At 67.0% G+C, this 19,108-nt stretch carries 15 protein-coding genes; 14 read left to right on the top strand and 1 reads right to left on the bottom strand.

The window, feature by feature from the left end:
• Nucleotides 1–54: 54 nt before the first annotated feature.
• Nucleotides 55–1,716: a DAK2 domain-containing protein gene (locus ACZ46K_RS21670; RefSeq protein ID WP_464744718.1), complete on the top strand. Its 1,662-nt coding sequence runs from the start codon at nt 55–57 to the stop codon at nt 1,714–1,716.
• Between the two features lie 44 nt (nt 1,717–1,760).
• A complete protein-coding gene (gene recG, locus ACZ46K_RS21665) occupies nt 1,761–4,064 on the top strand; it encodes an ATP-dependent DNA helicase RecG (protein WP_464744716.1) in 2,304 nt (767 codons plus the stop codon).
• 7 nt (nt 4,065–4,071) lie between these two features.
• On the opposite strand, the gene ACZ46K_RS21660 is transcribed toward recG, so the two are convergent.
• Complete coding sequence (locus ACZ46K_RS21660; protein ID WP_054810668.1) at nt 4,072–4,644, bottom strand: dihydrofolate reductase family protein; 573 nt, start codon at nt 4,642–4,644, stop codon at nt 4,072–4,074.
• 293 nt (nt 4,645–4,937) lie between these two features.
• Between ACZ46K_RS21660 and ACZ46K_RS21655 the strand changes: the two genes are divergently transcribed.
• From ACZ46K_RS21655 to ftsY, 12 genes are all read left to right on the top strand, one after another.
• Nucleotides 4,938–8,339 (top strand): pyruvate carboxylase, encoded by a 3,402-nt coding sequence (locus ACZ46K_RS21655; protein ID WP_464744714.1) that lies wholly within the window; start codon nt 4,938–4,940, stop codon nt 8,337–8,339.
• On the top strand, nt 8,336–8,902 hold the full coding sequence (rsmD, locus tag ACZ46K_RS21650) for a 16S rRNA (guanine(966)-N(2))-methyltransferase RsmD (RefSeq protein ID WP_464744712.1): 567 nt from the start codon (nt 8,336–8,338) through the stop codon (nt 8,900–8,902). The genes ACZ46K_RS21655 and rsmD overlap by 4 nt, the downstream gene beginning before the upstream one ends.
• The gene (coaD, locus tag ACZ46K_RS21645; RefSeq protein WP_054807858.1) at nt 8,899–9,390 is read left to right on the top strand and encodes a pantetheine-phosphate adenylyltransferase; all 492 of its coding nucleotides are present in this window, start codon (nt 8,899–8,901) and stop codon (nt 9,388–9,390) included. The genes rsmD and coaD overlap by 4 nt, the downstream gene beginning before the upstream one ends.
• 128 nt (nt 9,391–9,518) lie before the next feature.
• The gene (locus ACZ46K_RS21640) at nt 9,519–10,277 is read left to right on the top strand and encodes a DivIVA domain-containing protein (protein WP_464744710.1); all 759 of its coding nucleotides are present in this window, start codon (nt 9,519–9,521) and stop codon (nt 10,275–10,277) included.
• A 216-nt stretch (nt 10,278–10,493) separates the two neighbouring features.
• Entirely contained in the window at nt 10,494–11,018 is a 525-nt protein-coding gene (locus ACZ46K_RS21635) for a YceD family protein (RefSeq protein WP_464749431.1), read from the top strand.
• Nucleotides 11,019–11,020: 2 nt separating this feature from the next.
• Nucleotides 11,021–11,203, top strand: a complete 183-nt coding sequence (gene rpmF, locus ACZ46K_RS21630; RefSeq protein ID WP_006551208.1) for a 50S ribosomal protein L32 — start codon at nt 11,021–11,023, stop codon at nt 11,201–11,203.
• Nucleotides 11,204–11,215: 12 nt separating this feature from the next.
• On the top strand, nt 11,216–11,980 hold the full coding sequence (gene rnc, locus ACZ46K_RS21625; RefSeq protein WP_464744708.1) for a ribonuclease III: 765 nt from the start codon (nt 11,216–11,218) through the stop codon (nt 11,978–11,980).
• Nucleotides 11,981–11,987: 7 nt separating this feature from the next.
• A complete protein-coding gene (gene mutM / locus ACZ46K_RS21620) occupies nt 11,988–12,872 on the top strand; it encodes a bifunctional DNA-formamidopyrimidine glycosylase/DNA-(apurinic or apyrimidinic site) lyase (RefSeq protein ID WP_054807426.1) in 885 nt (294 codons plus the stop codon).
• Between the two features lie 69 nt (nt 12,873–12,941).
• Nucleotides 12,942–13,379: an OsmC family protein gene (locus tag ACZ46K_RS21615; RefSeq protein ID WP_054810674.1), complete on the top strand. Its 438-nt coding sequence runs from the start codon at nt 12,942–12,944 to the stop codon at nt 13,377–13,379.
• Nucleotides 13,380–13,388: 9 nt separating this feature from the next.
• Complete coding sequence (locus ACZ46K_RS21610; RefSeq protein WP_054810675.1) at nt 13,389–13,682, top strand: acylphosphatase; 294 nt, start codon at nt 13,389–13,391, stop codon at nt 13,680–13,682.
• 22 nt (nt 13,683–13,704) lie between these two features.
• Nucleotides 13,705–17,328, top strand: a complete 3,624-nt coding sequence (gene smc, locus ACZ46K_RS21605) for a chromosome segregation protein SMC (RefSeq protein ID WP_464744706.1) — start codon at nt 13,705–13,707, stop codon at nt 17,326–17,328.
• A 12-nt stretch (nt 17,329–17,340) separates the two neighbouring features.
• Nucleotides 17,341–18,921, top strand: a complete 1,581-nt coding sequence (gene ftsY, locus ACZ46K_RS21600; RefSeq protein WP_464744704.1) for a signal recognition particle-docking protein FtsY — start codon at nt 17,341–17,343, stop codon at nt 18,919–18,921.
• Nucleotides 18,922–19,108 lie beyond the last annotated feature (187 nt).

Genomic DNA, 19,108 nt, shown 5'->3' with positions numbered 1-19,108 from the left:
CGCAGCTAGGCTTTCCACGAGAGTACGAGGGCGCAGGAAAAGGGAGTTGATCGGGTGCTCGAAGTCGGTGAGGGCGTCGACGGTCGAGCGTTGCGCCGGTGGGTCGAGCTCGGTCTGGTCACCCTCGAGGAACGCCGCCACGAGATCAACACTCTCAACGTCTTCCCGGTCCCGGACGGAGACACCGGCACCAACCTCCTTGCCACCTTGCGCGCCGCCGCCGCCGAGCTCGGCGGACCCGTCGACGGTGCACTCACGGTCGGTGCGGTCGCCGAGGCACTCGCTCGCGGCGCATTCGTCGGAGCTCGCGGCAACTCCGGGGTGATCCTTGCGCAGGGTCTGCGCGGCGTCGCGGACTCGATCGCGGGGCTGATCACCGTCGACGGCCGGGACTTTGCCCGCGCCCTGAATCGGGCAGCCACGACCGTGACCGGCGCACTGAGCACCCCCGCGGAGGGCACTGTCGTCACAGTGCTGCGCGCCGCCGCGGCCGGAGCAGAACGCGCTGCGGCCGCCACGACGTCGTTGAAGGTCGCCGTCCGGGCCGCCGCCGATGCGGCGGCTACCGCCCTCGAGGACACACCGGAACAGCTCGATGTTCTCGCCGCGGCCGGAGTCGTCGACGCCGGCGGTCTCGGTCTGCTGATCCTGCTGGACTGCCTCGTCGACATCGTGTCGGGCCAGCGACCCGACCGCCACCTACGCCTCACCAGCACGCCCGTCCCCGACACCGGCGGTCAGGACGTCCCAGATCACGACGGTGCCGAACACGACGGCGGGTCGCAGGACTACGAGGTCATGTACATCGTCGACGGCTCCGATCGCACGCGGATCGCAGTGCTCCGTGCCCGGCTCGACGAACTGGGCGACTCGGTCGCGATCGTCGGGGACGGATCTGCAGGGTGGTCGGTCCACGTGCACTGCTGCGACCCCGGTGCTGCGATCGAAGCAGGAATCGGGGCGGGCAGACTGCGCCGTATCGCCATCACCTGCTTCACGTTGGAAGCAGACCGTGTCGGGCAGTGCGTCACGAGCACTCCGGCTGCTCCGGCGTCCGCCTCCGGCCGCGCGGTCCTCGCGATCGTCTCGGGTGCCGGCGCCGAGGGCTTGTTCGACGCCGAGGGCGCTACCGTCCTCTCTGCCGAGACAGCTGTCGACCCCCGCCTGCTGCTCGATGCGATCCGCTCGCTACCGAGCACGGACGTCCTCGTCCTTCCCAACGGGTGGGTGTCCGAGCAGGACGTCGTCGCAGTGGGTGCGCAGGCCCGAGACGGTCAACGCGAGGTGATGTTCCTACCGTGTTCCTCGATGGTCCAGGGATTGGCATCCCTCGCAGTACACGACTCGGGACGCGCGACCGTCGACGACGCATTCGCCATGTCGGAAGCGGCGGCCGCGACCCGCTGGGGATCGTTGCGATACGCGACCGAACGTGCCTTGACCTGGGTGGGGACGTGCGAACCGGGCGACAGCCTCGGGCTCGCAGGTCGAGATGTCGTAGTTATCGAGCATGATCTTGTGGCAGCGGGTGTGTCGCTGCTCGACAAGATCCTCGCTGCGGGCGGTGAGCTCGTGACGATGCTCGTCGGCGACGGCGCACCCGACGGTCTCGCCGAACAACTGACCCGCCATCTCGACAACCGCCACCCCGAACTCGAGGTCGTGGTGTACCAGGGGGGCCAGCGCAGCGACCTGCTGCAGCTCGGCGTCGAGTAGCCGGTGACCTCGGACGGTCATCGCACGAAACGGAAGGGACGGCAGTGGCGACACTCGCGGACCGCCTCGATCATCTTCTCGGCCGGAAGACTGCCGACAAGCTGTCCGAAGCATTCGGGATGACCACAGTGGAAGACCTGCTGCGGCACTACCCGCACCGCTACGCCACCCAGGGCGCCGAACTCGGCGACACCCAACCGGTCGAGGGTGAGCACGTGACGATCATCGCGCGCGTGGAAAAGGCCGACGAGGTGCGGATGAAGAGCCGGCCGGGCACGCGGCTGGCCGTGGTGCTGGTGTCCGACCGCCACAAGATCGACGTCACCTTCTTCAACCCGCACAAAGTCAAATACAACATCAAGCCCGGGGTGCGCGGTATGTTCTCCGGCACCGTGAAGTACTTTCGCGACAAGTGGAGCCTGGCGCATCCGAGCTACGTCATCCTGCCCGAACCACGCGAACCCGAGGTCGGCGGCGCACCCGCGCCGGTCCGGGTCCGTGGAGCCGGTGCGTTGGCGGGGATGGCGCGCAGCGCCCAAGGCGGCGACGGCATCGACATGTCGATCTTCGACCGGGCCCTGATCCCGATGTATCCGGCGACCCGCGACGTGGAGTCGTGGACCGTGATGCGGTGTGTCCGGCAGGTCCTGGATCAGCTCGACTCCGTCGACGACCCGCTCCCGGACGGGGTGCGCAGCGAGCATTCCCTGATCGGACTCGACGAGGCCCTACGGACGATCCACTTGCCCGATTCCAAGGACGACGTCACCCGCGCGCGGGATCGGTTGCGGTTCGACGAGGCTGTCGCGGTCCAGCTCGTGATGGCACGTCGGCGCCACGACGTCGAGGTGCGCAGCGCACCGAAGTGTCCGCTCCGGGCCGATGCGCTCGCCGACGAGTTCGATCGCAGACTGCCGTTCGAGCTGACCGAGGGGCAGCTCTCCGTGGCGGAGGAGATCTCCGCGGATCTGTCGCAGAACCACCCGATGAACCGATTGCTGCAGGGCGAAGTGGGTTCCGGTAAGACGATCGTGGCGTTGCGCGCGATGCTGCAGGTGATCGATGCCGGTCACCAGTGCGCGTTGCTCGCACCCACCGAGGTCCTCGCAGCCCAGCATGCACGCTCACTCACCGCGATGCTCGGCGACCTCGCCGCCGCCGGCGAGCTCGGCGCGCACGCACTCGCCACCCGCATCACGCTCCTGACCGGATCGATGAAGACGGCGCAGAGGCGGCAGGCACTGAACGAGGCGATGACAGGCGACGCAGGAATAGTGATCGGTACCCACGCACTCATCGAGGACAAGGTCAACTTCTTCGATCTCGGACTGGTCGTGATCGACGAGCAGCACCGATTCGGAGTCGAGCAACGCGACAAGTTGCGGTCCCGCGGCCGCGACGGTGCGGCGCCGCACGTGCTGGTGATGACCGCGACCCCGATCCCGCGCACCATCGCGATGACGGTGCTCGGCGACCTCGAAGTGTCGACTCTGCGTCAGCTCCCGAAGGGACGTTCCCCGATCGTCAGCCGTGTGGTGGCGGCGAAAGTCCATCCGACGTGGGTCGACCGGGCGTGGGAACGCATTCGGGAGGAAACCGTGGAAGGACGCCAGGCGTACGTCGTGTGTTCGCGGATCGGCGACGGAGAGTCCGACGACGACGCTGCCTTCGACCCCGCGACATTCGAACTGCTCGACGAGTCCGCCACAGGTAAGAAGGGAAAACAGAAGCCGCCCGACACCAAATCGGTCCTGCAGCAGTTCGACGAACTGTCTTCCGGTCCGCTGGCAGACCTGCGTGTCGGGTTGTTGCACGGGCGACTCCCCGGCGACGAGAAGGACGCTGTGATGCGTGACTTCGGGGCGGGGGAGATCGACGTGCTGGTGTGCACCACGGTCGTCGAGGTCGGAGTCGACGTACCGAATGCGACGGTGATGGTCATCGTCGATGCCGACCGTTTCGGTGTCAGTCAGCTGCATCAGCTTCGTGGCCGTGTCGGCAGAGGTGGCCATCAGGGCCTGTGCCTGCTCATCACCGACACCAAACCCGGAAGCCCGACGATGACCAGGCTCGAGGCGGTCGCCGGCACCACCGACGGATTCGAACTCGCCCAACTCGATCTGCAGTTGCGCCGTGAAGGCGATGTACTCGGTGTCGCCCAGTCCGGAACGGTGTCGGCCCTGCGTCTGCTGTCGCTCGTCGACGATGTCGAGGTGATCGCCGCCGCGCAGCGATTCGCCCGCGAGGTAACTGAGAAGGACCCGGAACTGAAGCAACATTCGGGGCTCGCGAGCATGGTGGACGCCGCGCTCGACACCAGGAAGGCCGAGTACCTCGAGAAATCCTGACCGGTGGTTATCGGCGCAGTGTGTAGGTCAGGACGGCGTTGCCCTTGTTGGTGATCATGCTGTCGACCAGATTCAGCCTGGTCAGCGGAACGGACTCGTCGAACAGTCGCCGGCCTTCGTTCGTCGCCGCTGGATGGATGGTCAAGGTGAGTGCGTCGACGACACCGGCGAGGAACAGCGAGCGGACCGTCTCGATGCCACCGGCCACGGTGATGCCACCCGAGCCGTCCTGCTGAAGTGTGCGGACGTACTCGACCGGGTCGCCGGTGATCGCGGTGCTGTTCCATCCGAGCGCTACCCCGTCGTGTGCGTCGCCCCGTCGACCGCCGTTCAGGGTCTGCGTGACGACGTGCTTGCGGACCGGGTTGATGAACGCTCCGAACGGGTCGTCGGCGCCCGGCCAGTACTCCGACCACTCCTGCCACAATTTCCGGCCGATGACGACATCGGTCACCCCGTCGAGTGTTTTGGCCATCAGCTCGCCTTCTTCGGGGCCGAAGGCGTCGAACTGGAACTTGTCGGGCGACTCGACGACGCCGTTGACGGAGCTGAACAGATGCGCGGTGGTCTTGCGGGCCATGTGCGTTGTCCTTTCTGCGGTGTGCAACCCGGGGATTTCCCTGTCGACAGTGTCTCGGAACGGCAACTCCCGGTTACAGAAAACGGACCGCACCGACCGAGAAAAATCATCGGTGCGTGTTTCGGAGCGCGGTCGGCCCCGCGGTGCGGTGTTACAGCCTTGCGACTGCGGAGGTTTCGTGTGTGTTACCCGTTCGACGACTGCATCGTTACAGTCCCGCATGAACCCAGCGTTGTCTCGAGATGTGGAATCCCGGCGAAGGAAGTGCTGTTCGGGCACGGTACCGTCGTGCAATGTTCTCCAAAGTGCTTGTCGCCAACCGAGGCGAGATCGCAATTCGCGCGTTTCGCGCTGCCTACGAACTGGGTGCCGAAACGGTCGCGGTGTTTCCGTACGAAGACCGCAAGTCCCTCCACCGTCTGAAGGCCGACGAGGCGTACCAGATCGGTGAAGAAGGCCACCCGGTACGGGCGTACCTGGCGGTCGACGAGATCGTCAATGCCGCCGTGTCGGTGGGCGCCGACGCCATCTACCCCGGTTACGGTTTCCTGTCCGAGAATCCGGACCTCGCCGCGGCGTGCGACCGGGCGGGCATCACGTTCGTCGGTCCGTCGACCGAGATCCTGGAACTGACCGGAAACAAGGCACGCGCGATCGCGGCCGCGAAGGCAGCGGGTCTGCCCGTGCTGGCGTCGTCCGAGCCGTCTGCGGATATCGAGGCGCTCGTCGCGGCGTCGGAGAAGATGACATTCCCGGTATTCGTCAAGGCCGTGGCAGGTGGCGGTGGACGCGGTATGCGACGTGTCGCCGATCCCGCGCAGCTACGCGAATCCATCGAGGCGGCCTCCAGGGAGGCCGACGCGGCATTCGGTGATCCGACGGTCTTCCTCGAACAGGCCGTGGTCAACCCTCGCCACATCGAGGTGCAGATCCTCGCCGACAAGCACGGCAACGTCATCCACCTGTACGAGCGGGACTGCTCGGTGCAGCGCCGCCACCAGAAGGTCATCGAGCTTGCACCGGCCCCGAACCTGGACCCGGAACTCCGCGACCGGATCTGCGCGGACGCCGTCGCGTTCGCCGAGCAGATCGGCTACCAGTGCGCGGGAACCGTCGAGTTCCTCCTCGACGAGCGCGGCAAACACGTCTTCATCGAGATGAACCCGCGCATCCAGGTCGAGCACACGGTGACCGAGGAGATCACCGATGTGGATCTGGTGCAGGCGCAACTGCGGATCGCCTCGGGCGAGACCTTGGCAGACCTCGGTCTGAGCCAGGACAAGATCCGAATCCACGGTGCCGCGTTGCAGTGCCGTATCACCACGGAGGACCCGGCCAACGGCTTCCGTCCGGACACCGGCCGGATCACCGGCTACCGCACCCCGGGTGGTGCAGGTATCCGCCTCGACGGTGGCACCTCGGTCGGCGCAGAGATCTCGGCGCACTTCGACTCGATGCTCGTCAAGCTCACGTGCCGCGGTCGTGACCTCGAGGCGGCCGTCGCCCGCGCCCGTCGTGCGGTCACCGAGTTCCGGATCCGCGGTGTATCGACGAACATCCCGTTCCTGCAGGCCGTGCTCGATGACGAAGACTTCCGCGCGGGTCGCGTGACGACCTCGTTCATCGAAGAGCGCCCGCACCTGCTGACGCTGCGACGCTCGGCCGACCGTGGCACCAAGATCCTCGAATACCTCGCCGACGTCACCGTCAACAAGCCGCACGGCGAGCGGATCGCGACGGTGTACCCGCACGACAAACTCCCCGCGATCGACCTGTCGGCACCTCCGGCTCCCGGGTCGCGGCAACGACTGCTCGAACTCGGCCCCGAGGGCTTCGCGCGGGCACTACGCGAACAGAAGGCCATCGGCGTCACCGACACCACGTTCCGCGACGCACACCAGTCGCTGCTCGCGACGCGTGTGCGCAGCAAGGACCTGCTCACGGTCGCCGGTCACGTCGCGCGCATGACGCCGGAACTGCTGTCGATCGAGGCGTGGGGCGGTGCGACCTACGATGTGGCGCTGCGCTTCCTGCACGAGGATCCGTGGGAGCGGCTCGCGGCGCTGCGTGAGGCCATCCCCAACATCAACCTGCAGATGCTGTTGCGTGGCCGCAACACCGTCGGGTACACCCCGTACCCGGAGGCCGTGACACGCGCGTTCGTACAGGAAGCCGCCGACACGGGCATCGACATCTTCCGCATCTTCGATGCGCTGAACAACGTCGATCAGATGCGTCCGGCGATCGACGCGGTGCGCGAGACGGGCACCACGCTCGCCGAGGTGGCCATGTCCTACACCGGCGACCTGTCGAATCCGAACGAGACGCTATACACCCTCGACTACTACCTGAAGCTGGCCGAGCAGATCGTCGATGCAGGCGCGCACATCATCGCGATCAAGGACATGGCAGGTCTGCTGCGCGCGCCCGCCGCGGCGACGCTGGTCAAGGCGTTGCGCAGCAACTTCGATCTCCCGGTGCACGTGCACACGCACGACACCCCCGGTGGCCAGCTCGCTACTTATGTCGCGGCATGGCACGCCGGAGCCGACGCGGTCGACGGGGCGTCGGCGGCGCTGGCCGGGACGACGAGCCAGCCGGCACTGTCGGCGATCGTTGCGGCAGCGGCGCACAGCGAATTCGACACCGGCCTGGACCTGCAGGCAGTGTGCGATCTCGAGCCGTACTGGGAGGCACTGCGCCGCGTGTACGCGCCGTTCGAGTCGGGCCTGCCTGCACCGACCGGCCGTGTCTACACGCACGAGATCCCGGGTGGGCAGCTGTCGAACCTCCGTCAGCAGGCGATCGCGCTCGGCCTCGGAGACCGGTTCGAGGACGTCGAGGCGGCCTACGCCGGCGCAGACCGACTGCTGGGTCGCCTGATCAAGGTGACTCCGTCCTCGAAGGTGGTCGGTGACCTTGCTCTGCACCTGGTCGGTGCGGGTGTGTCGGTCGACGACTTCGCGGCCGAGCCCGGAAAGTTCGACATCCCGGATTCGGTCATCGGGTTCCTGCGCGGCGATCTCGGAACACCGGCCGGTGGCTGGCCGGAGCCGTTCCGCTCCAAGGCGCTGTCCGGTCGTGGGGAACCGAAGCCCGAGACACCGCTGACCAGTGACGAGGAGAAGGGCCTGGCAGGGTCGTCGCTCGAGCGTCGCACGACCCTCAACCGGTTGCTGTTCGCCGGCCCGGCCCGCGAGTTCGAGCAGCATCGCGAGCAGTACGGCGATACCAGCGAGCTGTCGGCGAATCAGTTCTTCTACGGGCTTCGGTACGGCGAGGAACACCGCGTACGACTCGGCAAGGGCGTCGAACTGCTCATCGGGCTCGAGGCGATCTCCGACGCGGACGAGCGCGGCTTCCGCAACGTGATGTGCCTGCTCAACGGTCAACTTCGTCCGGTGTCGGTGCGTGATCGGTCGATCGCCAGCGAGGTTCCGGCCGCGGAGAAGGCGGACCGTAACGATCCGGGACATGTCGCGGCTCCGTTCGCGGGCACTGTCACGCTCGTCGTGTCCGAGGGCGACAAGGTCGCCGCCGGCGACACGGTCGCCACGATCGAGGCGATGAAGATGGAAGCGGCGATCACTGCGCCGCGCGGTGGGCTGATCACCCGCATCGCAGCCGGACCCGTCCAGCAGGTCGAAGGCGGAGATCTGCTCGTGGTGGTGTCGACGGAGGCAAGCGCCGAGTGACACGAATCGTCGCCGGTCGAGCCGGGGGGCGGCGCCTGAAGGTGCCGCCCCGCGGTACTCGACCGACATCCGAGCGGGTGCGCGAAGCACTGTTCAGTTCGCTCGACGCGCGGATGGATCTCGACGGGGCAGACGTGCTGGACCTCTACGCGGGGTCCGGCGCGCTCGGCCTCGAAGCACTGTCGCGAGGGGCGTCGCACGTGATGCTCGTCGAATCGGACGCGAAAGCGTCCGCGGTGATCCGCGACAACATCGCCACCCTCGGCCTACCCGGTGTGGTGCTCCGGTCCGCGCCTGTCACCACTGTCCTCGCGGCAGGTGCCGATCGTGAATACGACGTGATCTTCGCGGATCCTCCGTATGCGATTGCGGAGGACGCGGTATCGGAGGTGCTCACCGCGCTCGCGGACCACGGCTGGGTGGGGGAGGGCACGATCGTCGTGCTCGAACGCTCCACACGGGCGCCGGAAACCGCGTGGCCCACGGGTTTCGACGTCGGCCGGATCCGGAAGTACGGTGAGACGCGCGTGGAGATCGCCGCCTGTTACGGTGCTGACTCATGAGCCGCGCGGTTTGCCCAGGATCCTTCGACCCGGTCACCAACGGACACCTCGACGTCATCGCCCGTACCGCGGTGCAATTCGACGAGGTGGTGGTCACCATCGTGATCAACCCCAACAAGCAGGGCATGTTCACGGTGCCCGAACGCCTCGAGATGCTCACCGAGGCCACCTCACATCTCAGCAATGTGCGCGTGGATTCGTGGCAGGGTCTGCTGGTCGACTACGCGACCGCAAATGGGATCTCCGCGATCGTCAAGGGTCTGCGCGGCGCAAACGATTTCGACTACGAGCTGCAGATGGCGCAGATGAACCACAAGCTCACCGGCGTCGACACCCTGTTCGTGGCCACCAACCCCGTGTACAGCTACCTGTCGAGTTCGCTCGTCAAGGAGGTTGCCACCTACGGCGGCGACGTCTCCGACATGCTGCCCCAGTCCGTGCACAAGCGGCTTCTGGCGCGTCTCGCCGAACGGGCCGCCCGAAAGTAACTCCCCTCACACCACCGAACCGTGATCCGACACACCGACGCGTGGACCGGAGCCGGAGCCCGAGCTGCGGCAGACTGGACACAGCGCGGTCGCACCGGCCGGGTCGACGGATCAGGATTGGGGTTGGCGTGTACCGGGTATTCGAGGCACTCGACGAACTTGTCGCGATCACCGAAGAGGCACGAAGCGTTCCCATGACGGCGAGCTGCGTGGTCCCGCGCGGCGATGTGCTCGAACTTCTCGACGACGTGAGGGACGCTCTTCCCGCCGAACTGGACGACGCTCAGGACGTTCTCGATCACCGCGACAAGCTGGTCGGCGACGCACGGGCATTGGCGGACAAAACGATCGGTGACGCGGACGACGAAGCGCGCACGCTGGTCGAGGACGCGCGAGCCGACGCCGACCGCATGCTGTCCGACGCGAAGGCGCAGGCAGATCGCATGGTCGGGGAGGCGCGCGCGCACGCGGACGAGCTGGTGGCCGACGCACAGGCGGATGCGGACGCTCTCATCGCCGACGGCCAGCGGCAGTACGAAGCCGTCACCGGCCGGGCCCGATCCGAGGCGGATCGCATGATCGAAGCCGGCAAGGCCGCGTACGACAGGTCCGTCGCGGACGGCGAGGCGGAGCAGGCGCGGTTGGTGTCTCAGGCGGAGGTCGTGCAGGCTGCGCACGCGGAGTCGGCGCGCGTCATCGACGGTGCCCATGCCGAGTCCGATCGGTTGCGCACCGAGTGCGACGAGTACGTCGACAGCAAGCTCGCAGAGTTCGAGGACATTCTCGACACGACTCTGCGGTCGGTCGGTCGTGGTCGTCAGCAACTGAGGACCTCGGGCAGGCCGGACTATGCCGAGGCGGACCATCGGGCGGCTCGGCGTCGGTGAACTGTCGCGCGGTGAACCATCGCGCATGGTGAAGCGCTGTTCTTTCGTGAAACGCGGGGTCATCGCGTACCATAGAGCGGTTGCCCAGTGAATTCACACTGTCTTCTATTCGAAAGTGAGATCGACGTGTCTACCCACCGCTCCGGTACGCGGCATTCCGAACAGGAAGCCGCTCTCGTGCTGGATACGCTCTCGCTGGGGCGTCGTCCCGGTTCGATGCGTACGGTGCAGCGACGTGTCCAATCTCCGTCGCGCATCGGACTCGAAATGATCGCGATCGAGAAAGACAGCGATATCGACCTCGACCTTCGGTTGGAGTCGGTGTCGGAGGGTGTTCTGGTGACCGGTACAGTTCGTGCCGACACCGTCGGTGAATGCTCTCGATGCCTCGAGCCGTTCACGGGCGAGGTGAGTTTGTACCTCACCGAACTGTTCGCCTACCCGAACAGTGTGACCGACCAGACCACGCAGGAAGACGAGGTCTATCGGATCGAGGACGATCTGATCGACCTCGAGCCTGCGATCGTCAACGCGGTCGGATTGGAACTTCCGCTACGTCCGTTGTGCACCGACGACTGTGCGGGACTGTGCTCGGAATGCGGCATTCGCTTGGCGATTGCGGAATCAGGGCATGGGCATGAAATACTGGATCCTCGCTGGGCTGGGTTGGCAGCCGCGTTCGGCGCAGGCTCCGAAGAATCCAGCAGTGCATCCGACAGCAAGAACAACGAGGAGAAGTAGACGTGGCCGTCCCCAAGCGCAGAATGTCGCGTTCCAACACCCGGTCGCGGCGCAGCCAGTGGAACACCACTGCGCCCACGCTCGTCACCTGCCCGAACCGCGGGTGCGGTGAGAAGAAGCTGCCGCACGTGGCGTGCCCGTCGTGTGGCACGTACAACGGCCGTCAGGTGACCGCGCCCGTCTGATCGGTAAAACACGTGACGACTGAGTCGATCGATACCGCACCCGAGGGCGGCGAGGGAGAACATGCATCTCTCCTCGCCGCCCTCGGTGTCCCGGTGGCCCCTGACCTGCTGACCCTGGCATTGACCCACCGCTCGTACGCATACGAGCAGGGTGGTCTGCCGACCAACGAACGACTCGAGTTCCTCGGCGACGCGGTGCTGGGTCTGTCCGTGACCGAATACCTGTACCTGACCCATCCGGACAAACCCGAAGGCGAGCTCGCGAAGATCCGTGCGAGTGTCGTCAACATGCATGCGCTCGCCGAAGTGGCGCGCGGGCTCGGTGACGGCGGGCTGGGCGTACACCTCCTGCTCGGCAAGGGCGAGGAGATGACCGGCGGGCGCGACAAGGCGAGCATCCTCGCCGATGGAATGGAGTCGTTGCTCGGAGCGGTCCACCTGCAGCACGGCATCGAGCTCGCCCGCGAGGTGGTTCTGCGTCTGTTCGCCGAACTGCTCGACCGAGGCCCACGCCTGGGCGCGGGCTTGGACTGGAAGACGAGTCTGCAGGAACTCACCGCCGAACGCGGTGCCGGTGTTCCCGTCTACGAGATCACCGCGACCGGTCCCGACCACGACAAGGAATTCACGGCTACCGCTCTCGTGGCGGGCAAGCCCTACGGTGTCGGTGTCGGTCGGACGAAGAAGGAAGCCGAGCAGAAGGCAGCCTCCACCGCATGGCAGACGTTGTCGGGCGAGGCCGACGAGAACTCCGATACCTCGACCGGGTCGAACTGATCCTGCCGTGCCCGAACTTCCCGAGGTCGAGGTCGTTCGACGTGGGCTCGCTGCCCACGTGCTGGACGCTCGAATGGAGTCCGTCGAGGTTCTGCACCCGAGAGCAGCGCGGCGCCACGAACCCGGCCCGCGTGATCTTGCTCTGCAGCTGACCGGACAGACCGTCGCCGCCGTCGAGCGACGCGGCAAGTACCTCTGGCTGGTCCTCGATCCGACAGGCCTGGCCGTCGTCGTGCATCTCGGGATGAGCGGTCAGATGCTGGTGCAGCCGCCCACGGTGGCGGACGAGAAACACCTGCGGATCCGCGCGGTGCTCGACAGCGGAGCCGACCTACGTTTCGTCGACCAGCGGACCTTCGGAGGATGGGCTCTCGCCCCGCTCATCGAGGTCGACGGTGATCGATTGCCGCTGCCCGTCGCCCACATCGCACGGGATCCGATGGATCCGCGGTTCGATCCGTCCGCGGTGGTGAAGATCCTGCGCGGGAAGCACACCGAGATCAAACGCGCACTGCTCGACCAGACCGTCGTCTCGGGAATCGGCAACATCTACGCCGACGAAGCGCTGTGGCGCGCGCAGATCCACGGAAACAGGATGACCGACACACTGTCGGGCCCGAAACTGCGTGCCGTCCTCGCTGCCGCCCACGATGTCATGGCCGAGGCGCTCGACCAGGGCGGCACGTCGTTCGATGCGTTGTACGTGAACGTCAACGGCGAGTCCGGCTACTTCGAGCGTTCCCTGAACGCATACGGTCAGGAAGACATGGCGTGCCGGCGATGCGGCGCACCGATCCGCCGGGAGAAGTTCATGAACCGCTCGTCCTATTCGTGCCCGCGTTGCCAGCCTCGGCCGCGCAGTATCCGCGGCGGCGCGACCACCAGGGTGTGAGACCCGTCGTGTGTTCGGTGTCGGCCCGCAGTGTGTTCGGTGTCGGCACTGCATGGCAGGATTTCCCGCATGGCTGACCAGAACTCCGAGACCACCCCCACCGAACTGTGGGTCGAACGCACCGGCACCCGCCGCTACACGGGCCGCAGCTCCCGCGGCGCCGAAGTACTCATCGGCTCAGAGACGGTCGACGGTGTCTTCACCCCGGGCGAACTGTTGAAGATCGCCCTGGCCGCGTGTTCCGGAATGAGCTCCGACTTCCCGCTGTCACGGCGTCTCGGCGACGACTACGACGCGACCATCAAGGTGTCCGGTGCTGCCGACCGCGAGAACGAGGTCTACCCGCACCTCGAGGAAGAACTGACCCTCGACCTGTCCGAACTCGACGCCGAAGCTCAGCAGCGCCTCGTCGCGCTCGTCGAGCGATCCGTCGACAAGGTCTGCACCGTCGGACGCACGCTGAAAGCCGGCACGAAGGTGTCGTTGACCATCACCGCCGACGCCTAGGGGAACGCTGTGGCACCTGAACATCGCGACGGCACCGAACGCCTGACGGCCTGGGTACACGGCCGGGTCCAGGGCGTCGGCTTCCGCTGGTTCACTCGTGCCCAGGCACTGGAACTCGGCCTCGTCGGCCACGCCACCAATCATGCGGACGGTCGGGTTCTCGTCATTGCCGAGGGTCCGCGTCACGCGCTCGAGGCGCTGCTCGAATGGCTGCGGTCCGACCTGACACCGGGAGAGGTACGACTGGTGGTCGAAAGTTGGGAACCGGCACGCGGCGGCCTCACCGGGTTCGTCGAGCGCTGACGTCCCGGTAAGGTTTTTCCTCATGCATCTCAAGAGTCTGACACTGAAGGGCTTCAAGTCCTTCGCTTCGTCGACGACTCTGCGCTTCGAGCCCGGTATCACCTGTGTGGTCGGACCCAACGGCTCGGGTAAATCCAACGTGGTCGACGCCCTCACCTGGGTGATGGGGGAGCAGGGCGCCAAAGCACTTCGGGGCGGGAAGATGCAGGACGTCATCTTCGCGGGCACCACAGGACGCCCGCCGCTCGGTCGCGCCGAGGTGACCCTGACGATCGACAACTCGGACGGGGCACTTCCCATCGAGTACTCGGAGGTGTCCGTCACGCGGCGCATGTTCCGCGACGGCGCGGGCGAGTACGAGATCAACGGCACTTCGTGTCGCTTGATGGACGTGCAGGAACTCCTCTCCGACTCGGGTATCGGTCGCGAAATGCACGTGATCGTCGGGCAGGGGCGCCTCGCAGCGATCCTCGAATCTCGTCCGGAAGACAGGCGCGCTTTCATCGAAGAAGCCGCCGGGGTGCTCAAGCACCGTCGTCGCAAGGAAAAAGCGGTCCGCAAGCTGGACTCGATGCAGGCCAACCTTGCTCGGCTGACCGATCTCACAGCCGAATTGCGCCGCCAGCTCAAACCACTAGGACGACAGGCCGAAGTGGCGCGCCGTGCCCAGACTGTTCAGGCCGACCTGCGTGATGCGCGGCTGCGCTTGGCTGCCGACGATCTTGTCACCCGTCGCGCCGAGTTCGTGGGTCAGGACGAGGAGGAACGAGTCCTGCGCGAGCGCCTCGACCACGTCAACGTGATGCTCGACGAGGCCACCACCGACCTCGCCCGTCACGAACAGGCCCTCGCACAACTCACCCCGGGCGCCGAAGCGGCCTCCCAGACCTGGTTCCGGCTCTCTGCACTCGCAGAACGGGTGTCCGCGACAGTGCGGATCGCGCAGGAACGTGCCCGCCACCTCGACGCGGAACCCGAGACCCGCGCCGGGCAGGACCCCGACGAGATGGAAGCACGCGCAGAACGGATCGCCGCCGAAGAGGCCGAACTGATCGAGGCCGTCGAGATCGCGCACGGCACCCTCGACGCCGCGAAGGAACAGCTGGCTGCGCAAGAGGAATACGCGGCAGCAGCCGAACGGGCGCACATGGCGGCGGTCCGGGCCATCGCCGACCGCCGCGAGGGTCTCGCTCGGCTCACCGGTCAGGTCGACACAGTCCGGACCCGCACGGAATCGATCGACGGCGAGATCACGCGGCTCACCGTCGCGATCGAGGAGGCCCGTCGCCGCGGAGTCGAATCGCAGGCCGAGTTCGAAACCGCGCAAGGTCGCATCGACGATCTCGATGCGGGCGAGATCGATGCCGACGCCCAACACGAACGGGCCGTCGAGGCGGCCCGCATCGCCGACGCCCGCGTCGAGGAACTCCAGAACGCCGAACGCGCCGCCGGTAAGGAGGTCGCTTCGCTCGGCGCTCGCATCGAGGCCCTGTCGATGGGGCTCGAGCGCAAGGACGGAGCTGCGTGGCTGCTCGAGCACCACACGGACTCCGGGGTGCTGGGTCCGCTCTCGGACCGTCTGCGGGTCGAACCCGGTTTCGAGGCGGCGGTCGCCGCCGCACTCGGACCAGCCTCGGACGCCCTCACGGTCACGTCGGTGGCCGCGGCGAATTCGCTGGCCACTGCGCTTGCCGACGCCGACCAGGGCAGGGTCGCGTTCCTCGCGGTCGGGGCGGCCGTGCCGGACGAGCCCGGGTCGCTGCCGGCGGATGCTCGGTGGGCGCGCGACGTGATCGAATGCCCTGACGAGCTGCGGGGAGGCCTCGGCGCCGTCCTCGCCGGAATCGTGGTGGTCGACGACCTCGCGGCTGCCGCAATGGTCTGCGCGCAGCGACCGGATCTGCGTGCCGTCACCCGCCGCGGTGATCTCACAGGCTCCGGATGGGTCGTCGGAGGCTCCGATCGTGCGCCGAGCACGCTCGAGATCCAGGCGGCGATCGATTCCTCGAGGGTGGGGCTCGAGGCAGCAGAGCGCCGCTCGGAAGAGCTCGCCGCAGCGCTGACCGGGGCCGACGCGGAACAGAAGGCGCGCGCCGAATACGCCGAACAGACACTCGCGGCACTGAACGAATCCGACGCGGCGATGTCGGCGGTCTACGAACAACTCGGGCGTCTGGGCCAGGCCGCTCGCAACGCCCACGCCGAATCCGAACGTCTCGTCACACAGCGCGCGGCAGCGGAGAAAGAACGCGACGCGGCCCGGGAGAAGCTTGTCGAACTCGAGGAGCGGTTACGGCTCGCGGAGGACGAGCAAGACGGCGGCGACGGTTCAGGCACCGAATCGACCGCTGCCGAGCGGGAGATGGCCGCGGCAGCTCTCACCGAGGTCCGTGCCGTCGAGATGGAGGCCAGGCTCGCCGCGCGTACCGCGGAGGAACGCGCAGAATCGCTGCGTGGAAAGGCCGACTCGCTACGCCGCGCGGCACAGGCCGAACGTGAAGCCCGGGCCCGCGCCGAGCGTGCCCGCGCCACCCGTCGGCAGGCTGCTGCGGTGGCCGCGGCCGTCGCTGCGGCCGGTGCCCGCGTGACCGGCGAACTCGAGACCGCGGTCGCCTCTGCGCACGCACACCGGGAAGAACTGACCCGCCGCCGCACCGAATGCGCCGAGCAACTCGACCGGGCCAGGGGGCTCGTCCGTGAGTTCTCCACTCAGCGCGACCAGCTCACCGATGCCGTGCACCGCGACGAAGTGGCACGGGCGCAGGCTGCGCTGCGCATCGAACAGCTCGAACAGACGATTCTCGAGCAGTTCAGCATCGCGCTCGACGACCTCGTCGCCGAGTACGGCCCCGATGTCCTGCTCCCGCCGACCGATCTCGAAATCGCCGAGTACGAGCAGGCACGCGAACGCGGCGAACAGGTGGTCGCCCCGCAGCCGCAGCCCTACGATCGCGCGACGCAGGAGCGCCGCGCGAAGCGCGCCCAGAAGGATCTCTCGACGCTGGGCAAGGTCAACCCGCTCGCCCTCGAGGAGTTCGCCGCTCTCGAAGAGCGGTACAACTTCCTCGCGACGCAACTCGAGGATGTCAAGAGCGCGCGCAAGGACCTGCTGGCCGTCGTCGAAGAGGTCGACGCGAGGATCCTGCAGGTGTTCACCGAGGCCTACGCCGACGTGGAGCGCGAGTTCGAGCAGGTGTTCGCAAAGCTGTTCCCCGGCGGCGACGGCCGACTTGTCCTCACCGACCCGAAGGACATGCTCACGACGGGCATCGAGGTGGAGGCCCGGCCCCCTGGCAAGAAGGTCAAGAGGTTGTCGCTGCTGTCCGGTGGTGAGAAGTCACTGACTGCCGTTGCGATGCTCGTGGCGATCTTCCGTGCCCGGCCCTCCCCGTTCTACGTCATGGACGAGGTGGAGGCAGCGCTCGACGACACGAACCTGCGGAGGCTGATCGGGTTGTTCGAGCAGCTGCGCGAGAAATCGCAGCTGATCGTCATCACCCACCAGAAGCCGACGATGGAGGTCGCGGACGCGCTGTACGGCGTCAGTATGCGAGGTGACGGCATCACCCGCGTGATCTCCCAGCGTCTGCGCGGGCAGAATGTCACGACACCGGTCCCTGAACCGGAAGGCGAGCTCCAGGCCTGACAGTATGGGTGCGTGAGTACCGGAGCCTGGATAATCATCGCGGCCGCCCTCGCGGTTGTTCTCGTCGCGCTCGTCGTGGGTCTGACGCTCTATCGGCGACGGCAGGTGTCGCTGACGGCGCAGGAGACCCCGCAGCTCGACACGGCGGAAGCCAAGGATCGCTCGGGCGGTTACAAAGCGCAGAGCGGATTCAGTTTCAGCCAGGGTGCGACTGCCACCGCACCACCACAACCGGTCGAACGGCCGGCACCGAAACCCGCGCCGACACCGCCGCCGGAGCCTCGCACCGTGCCGTTGCCGGAGGAGGTCACCGAGGCGCCGCCTTCCACACGGACCCCGGTGGTGCCGCCGCCTGCACCGAAGCCTGCTGAGCGGGCGCCCGTCGAACCGGAGCCTGTCGAACCGGAGGCAGCACCCGGCCCGGTCGTCGCAGAACCTGAGCCTGCGGAGCCGGAGAGTGCGCCCGAGGTCGTTGCCGAGCCCGAAGTCGTCCCCGAGCCTGCGGAGCCGAAACCTGCCGAGCCGAAACCTGCCGAGCCGAAACCTGCGGAGTTCGAGCCTGCGGAGCCCGGCGGAGCGGTCGACGCTGCGCCGACGCAGACTGCTCCCGTCGAAGCAGAGGATGCTCCGGCACCGGTCGAAGCGCCCGCTGTTCCGGCGCTCGACGAGATCGAGCCGACCTCGGGCCGACTCGTACGTCTCCGGGGTCGCCTGGCCCGCTCGCAGAACGCTGTGGGCAAGAGCCTGCTCGGCCTGCTCGGCGGCGGCGATCTGGACGAGGACTCGTGGGAGGAGATCGAGGACACTCTCCTGATCGCGGACCTCGGTTCCGCCACCACCGCGAAGATCGTCGACCGGTTGCGAGAGGAGATGGTTGCGAGCAACGTCCGGTCCGAGGCCGACGCGCGTGCCGTGCTCCGCAAGGTGCTCGTCGACGAACTGCGCCCCGACCTCGATCGTTCCATCCGTGCCCTGCCGCACAACAACCTCCCGTCGGTGCTGCTCGTCGTCGGTGTCAATGGCACGGGTAAGACGACCACGACCGGCAAGCTCGCTCGTGTTCTCGTCGGAGACGGACGTCGAGTCCTGCTCGGCGCCGCCGATACCTTCCGCGCTGCTGCGGCCGATCAGCTCCAGACCTGGGCCGAGCGTGTGGGCGCCGAGGTGGTCCGCGGTAAGGAAGCAGCCGACCCGGCGGCCGTCGCATTCGACGCTGTCGCGAAGGGCATAGACAACGGGGTCGACGCAGTTCTCATCGACACCGCCGGCCGCCTGCATACGAAGACCGGCTTGATGGACGAGCTGGGCAAGGTCAAACGCGTGGTCGAGAAGAAGGCCGCCGTCGACGAAGTTCTGCTGGTGCTCGACGCCACGATCGGGCAGAACGGGCTCATGCAGGCCCGAGTGTTCGCGGAGGTCGTCGACATCACCGGTGTGGTGCTGACGAAACTGGACGGCACCGCCAAGGGCGGAATCGTCTTCCAGGTGCAGCACGAGCTCGGCGTTCCGGTCAAGCTTGTCGGCCTGGGCGAGGGCGCGGATGATCTCGCCCCCTTCGAACCGGGTGCGTTCGTCGACGCGTTGCTGGGCTGACACTTCCGAGCCACGAATCGAGGCCGCTCCCGCTCCGGCGGGAGCGGCCTTGTCGTCTCCCGATGCGGGTTCCCGCGTGAAACATGAACGAAACACCGTCCCGGCACGCGTTCACGCCGACGAAACAGGACGGCGCTTCTGATGAAACATCTCCGCAGGAAGCTTTTCCCAACGACGCGCTCAACGG

Source organism: Rhodococcus sp. JCM 9793 (genome assembly GCF_055380405.1).
Note: the sequence above shows the minus strand (reverse complement) of the source record. Positions and strands in the feature narration are given on the sequence as shown.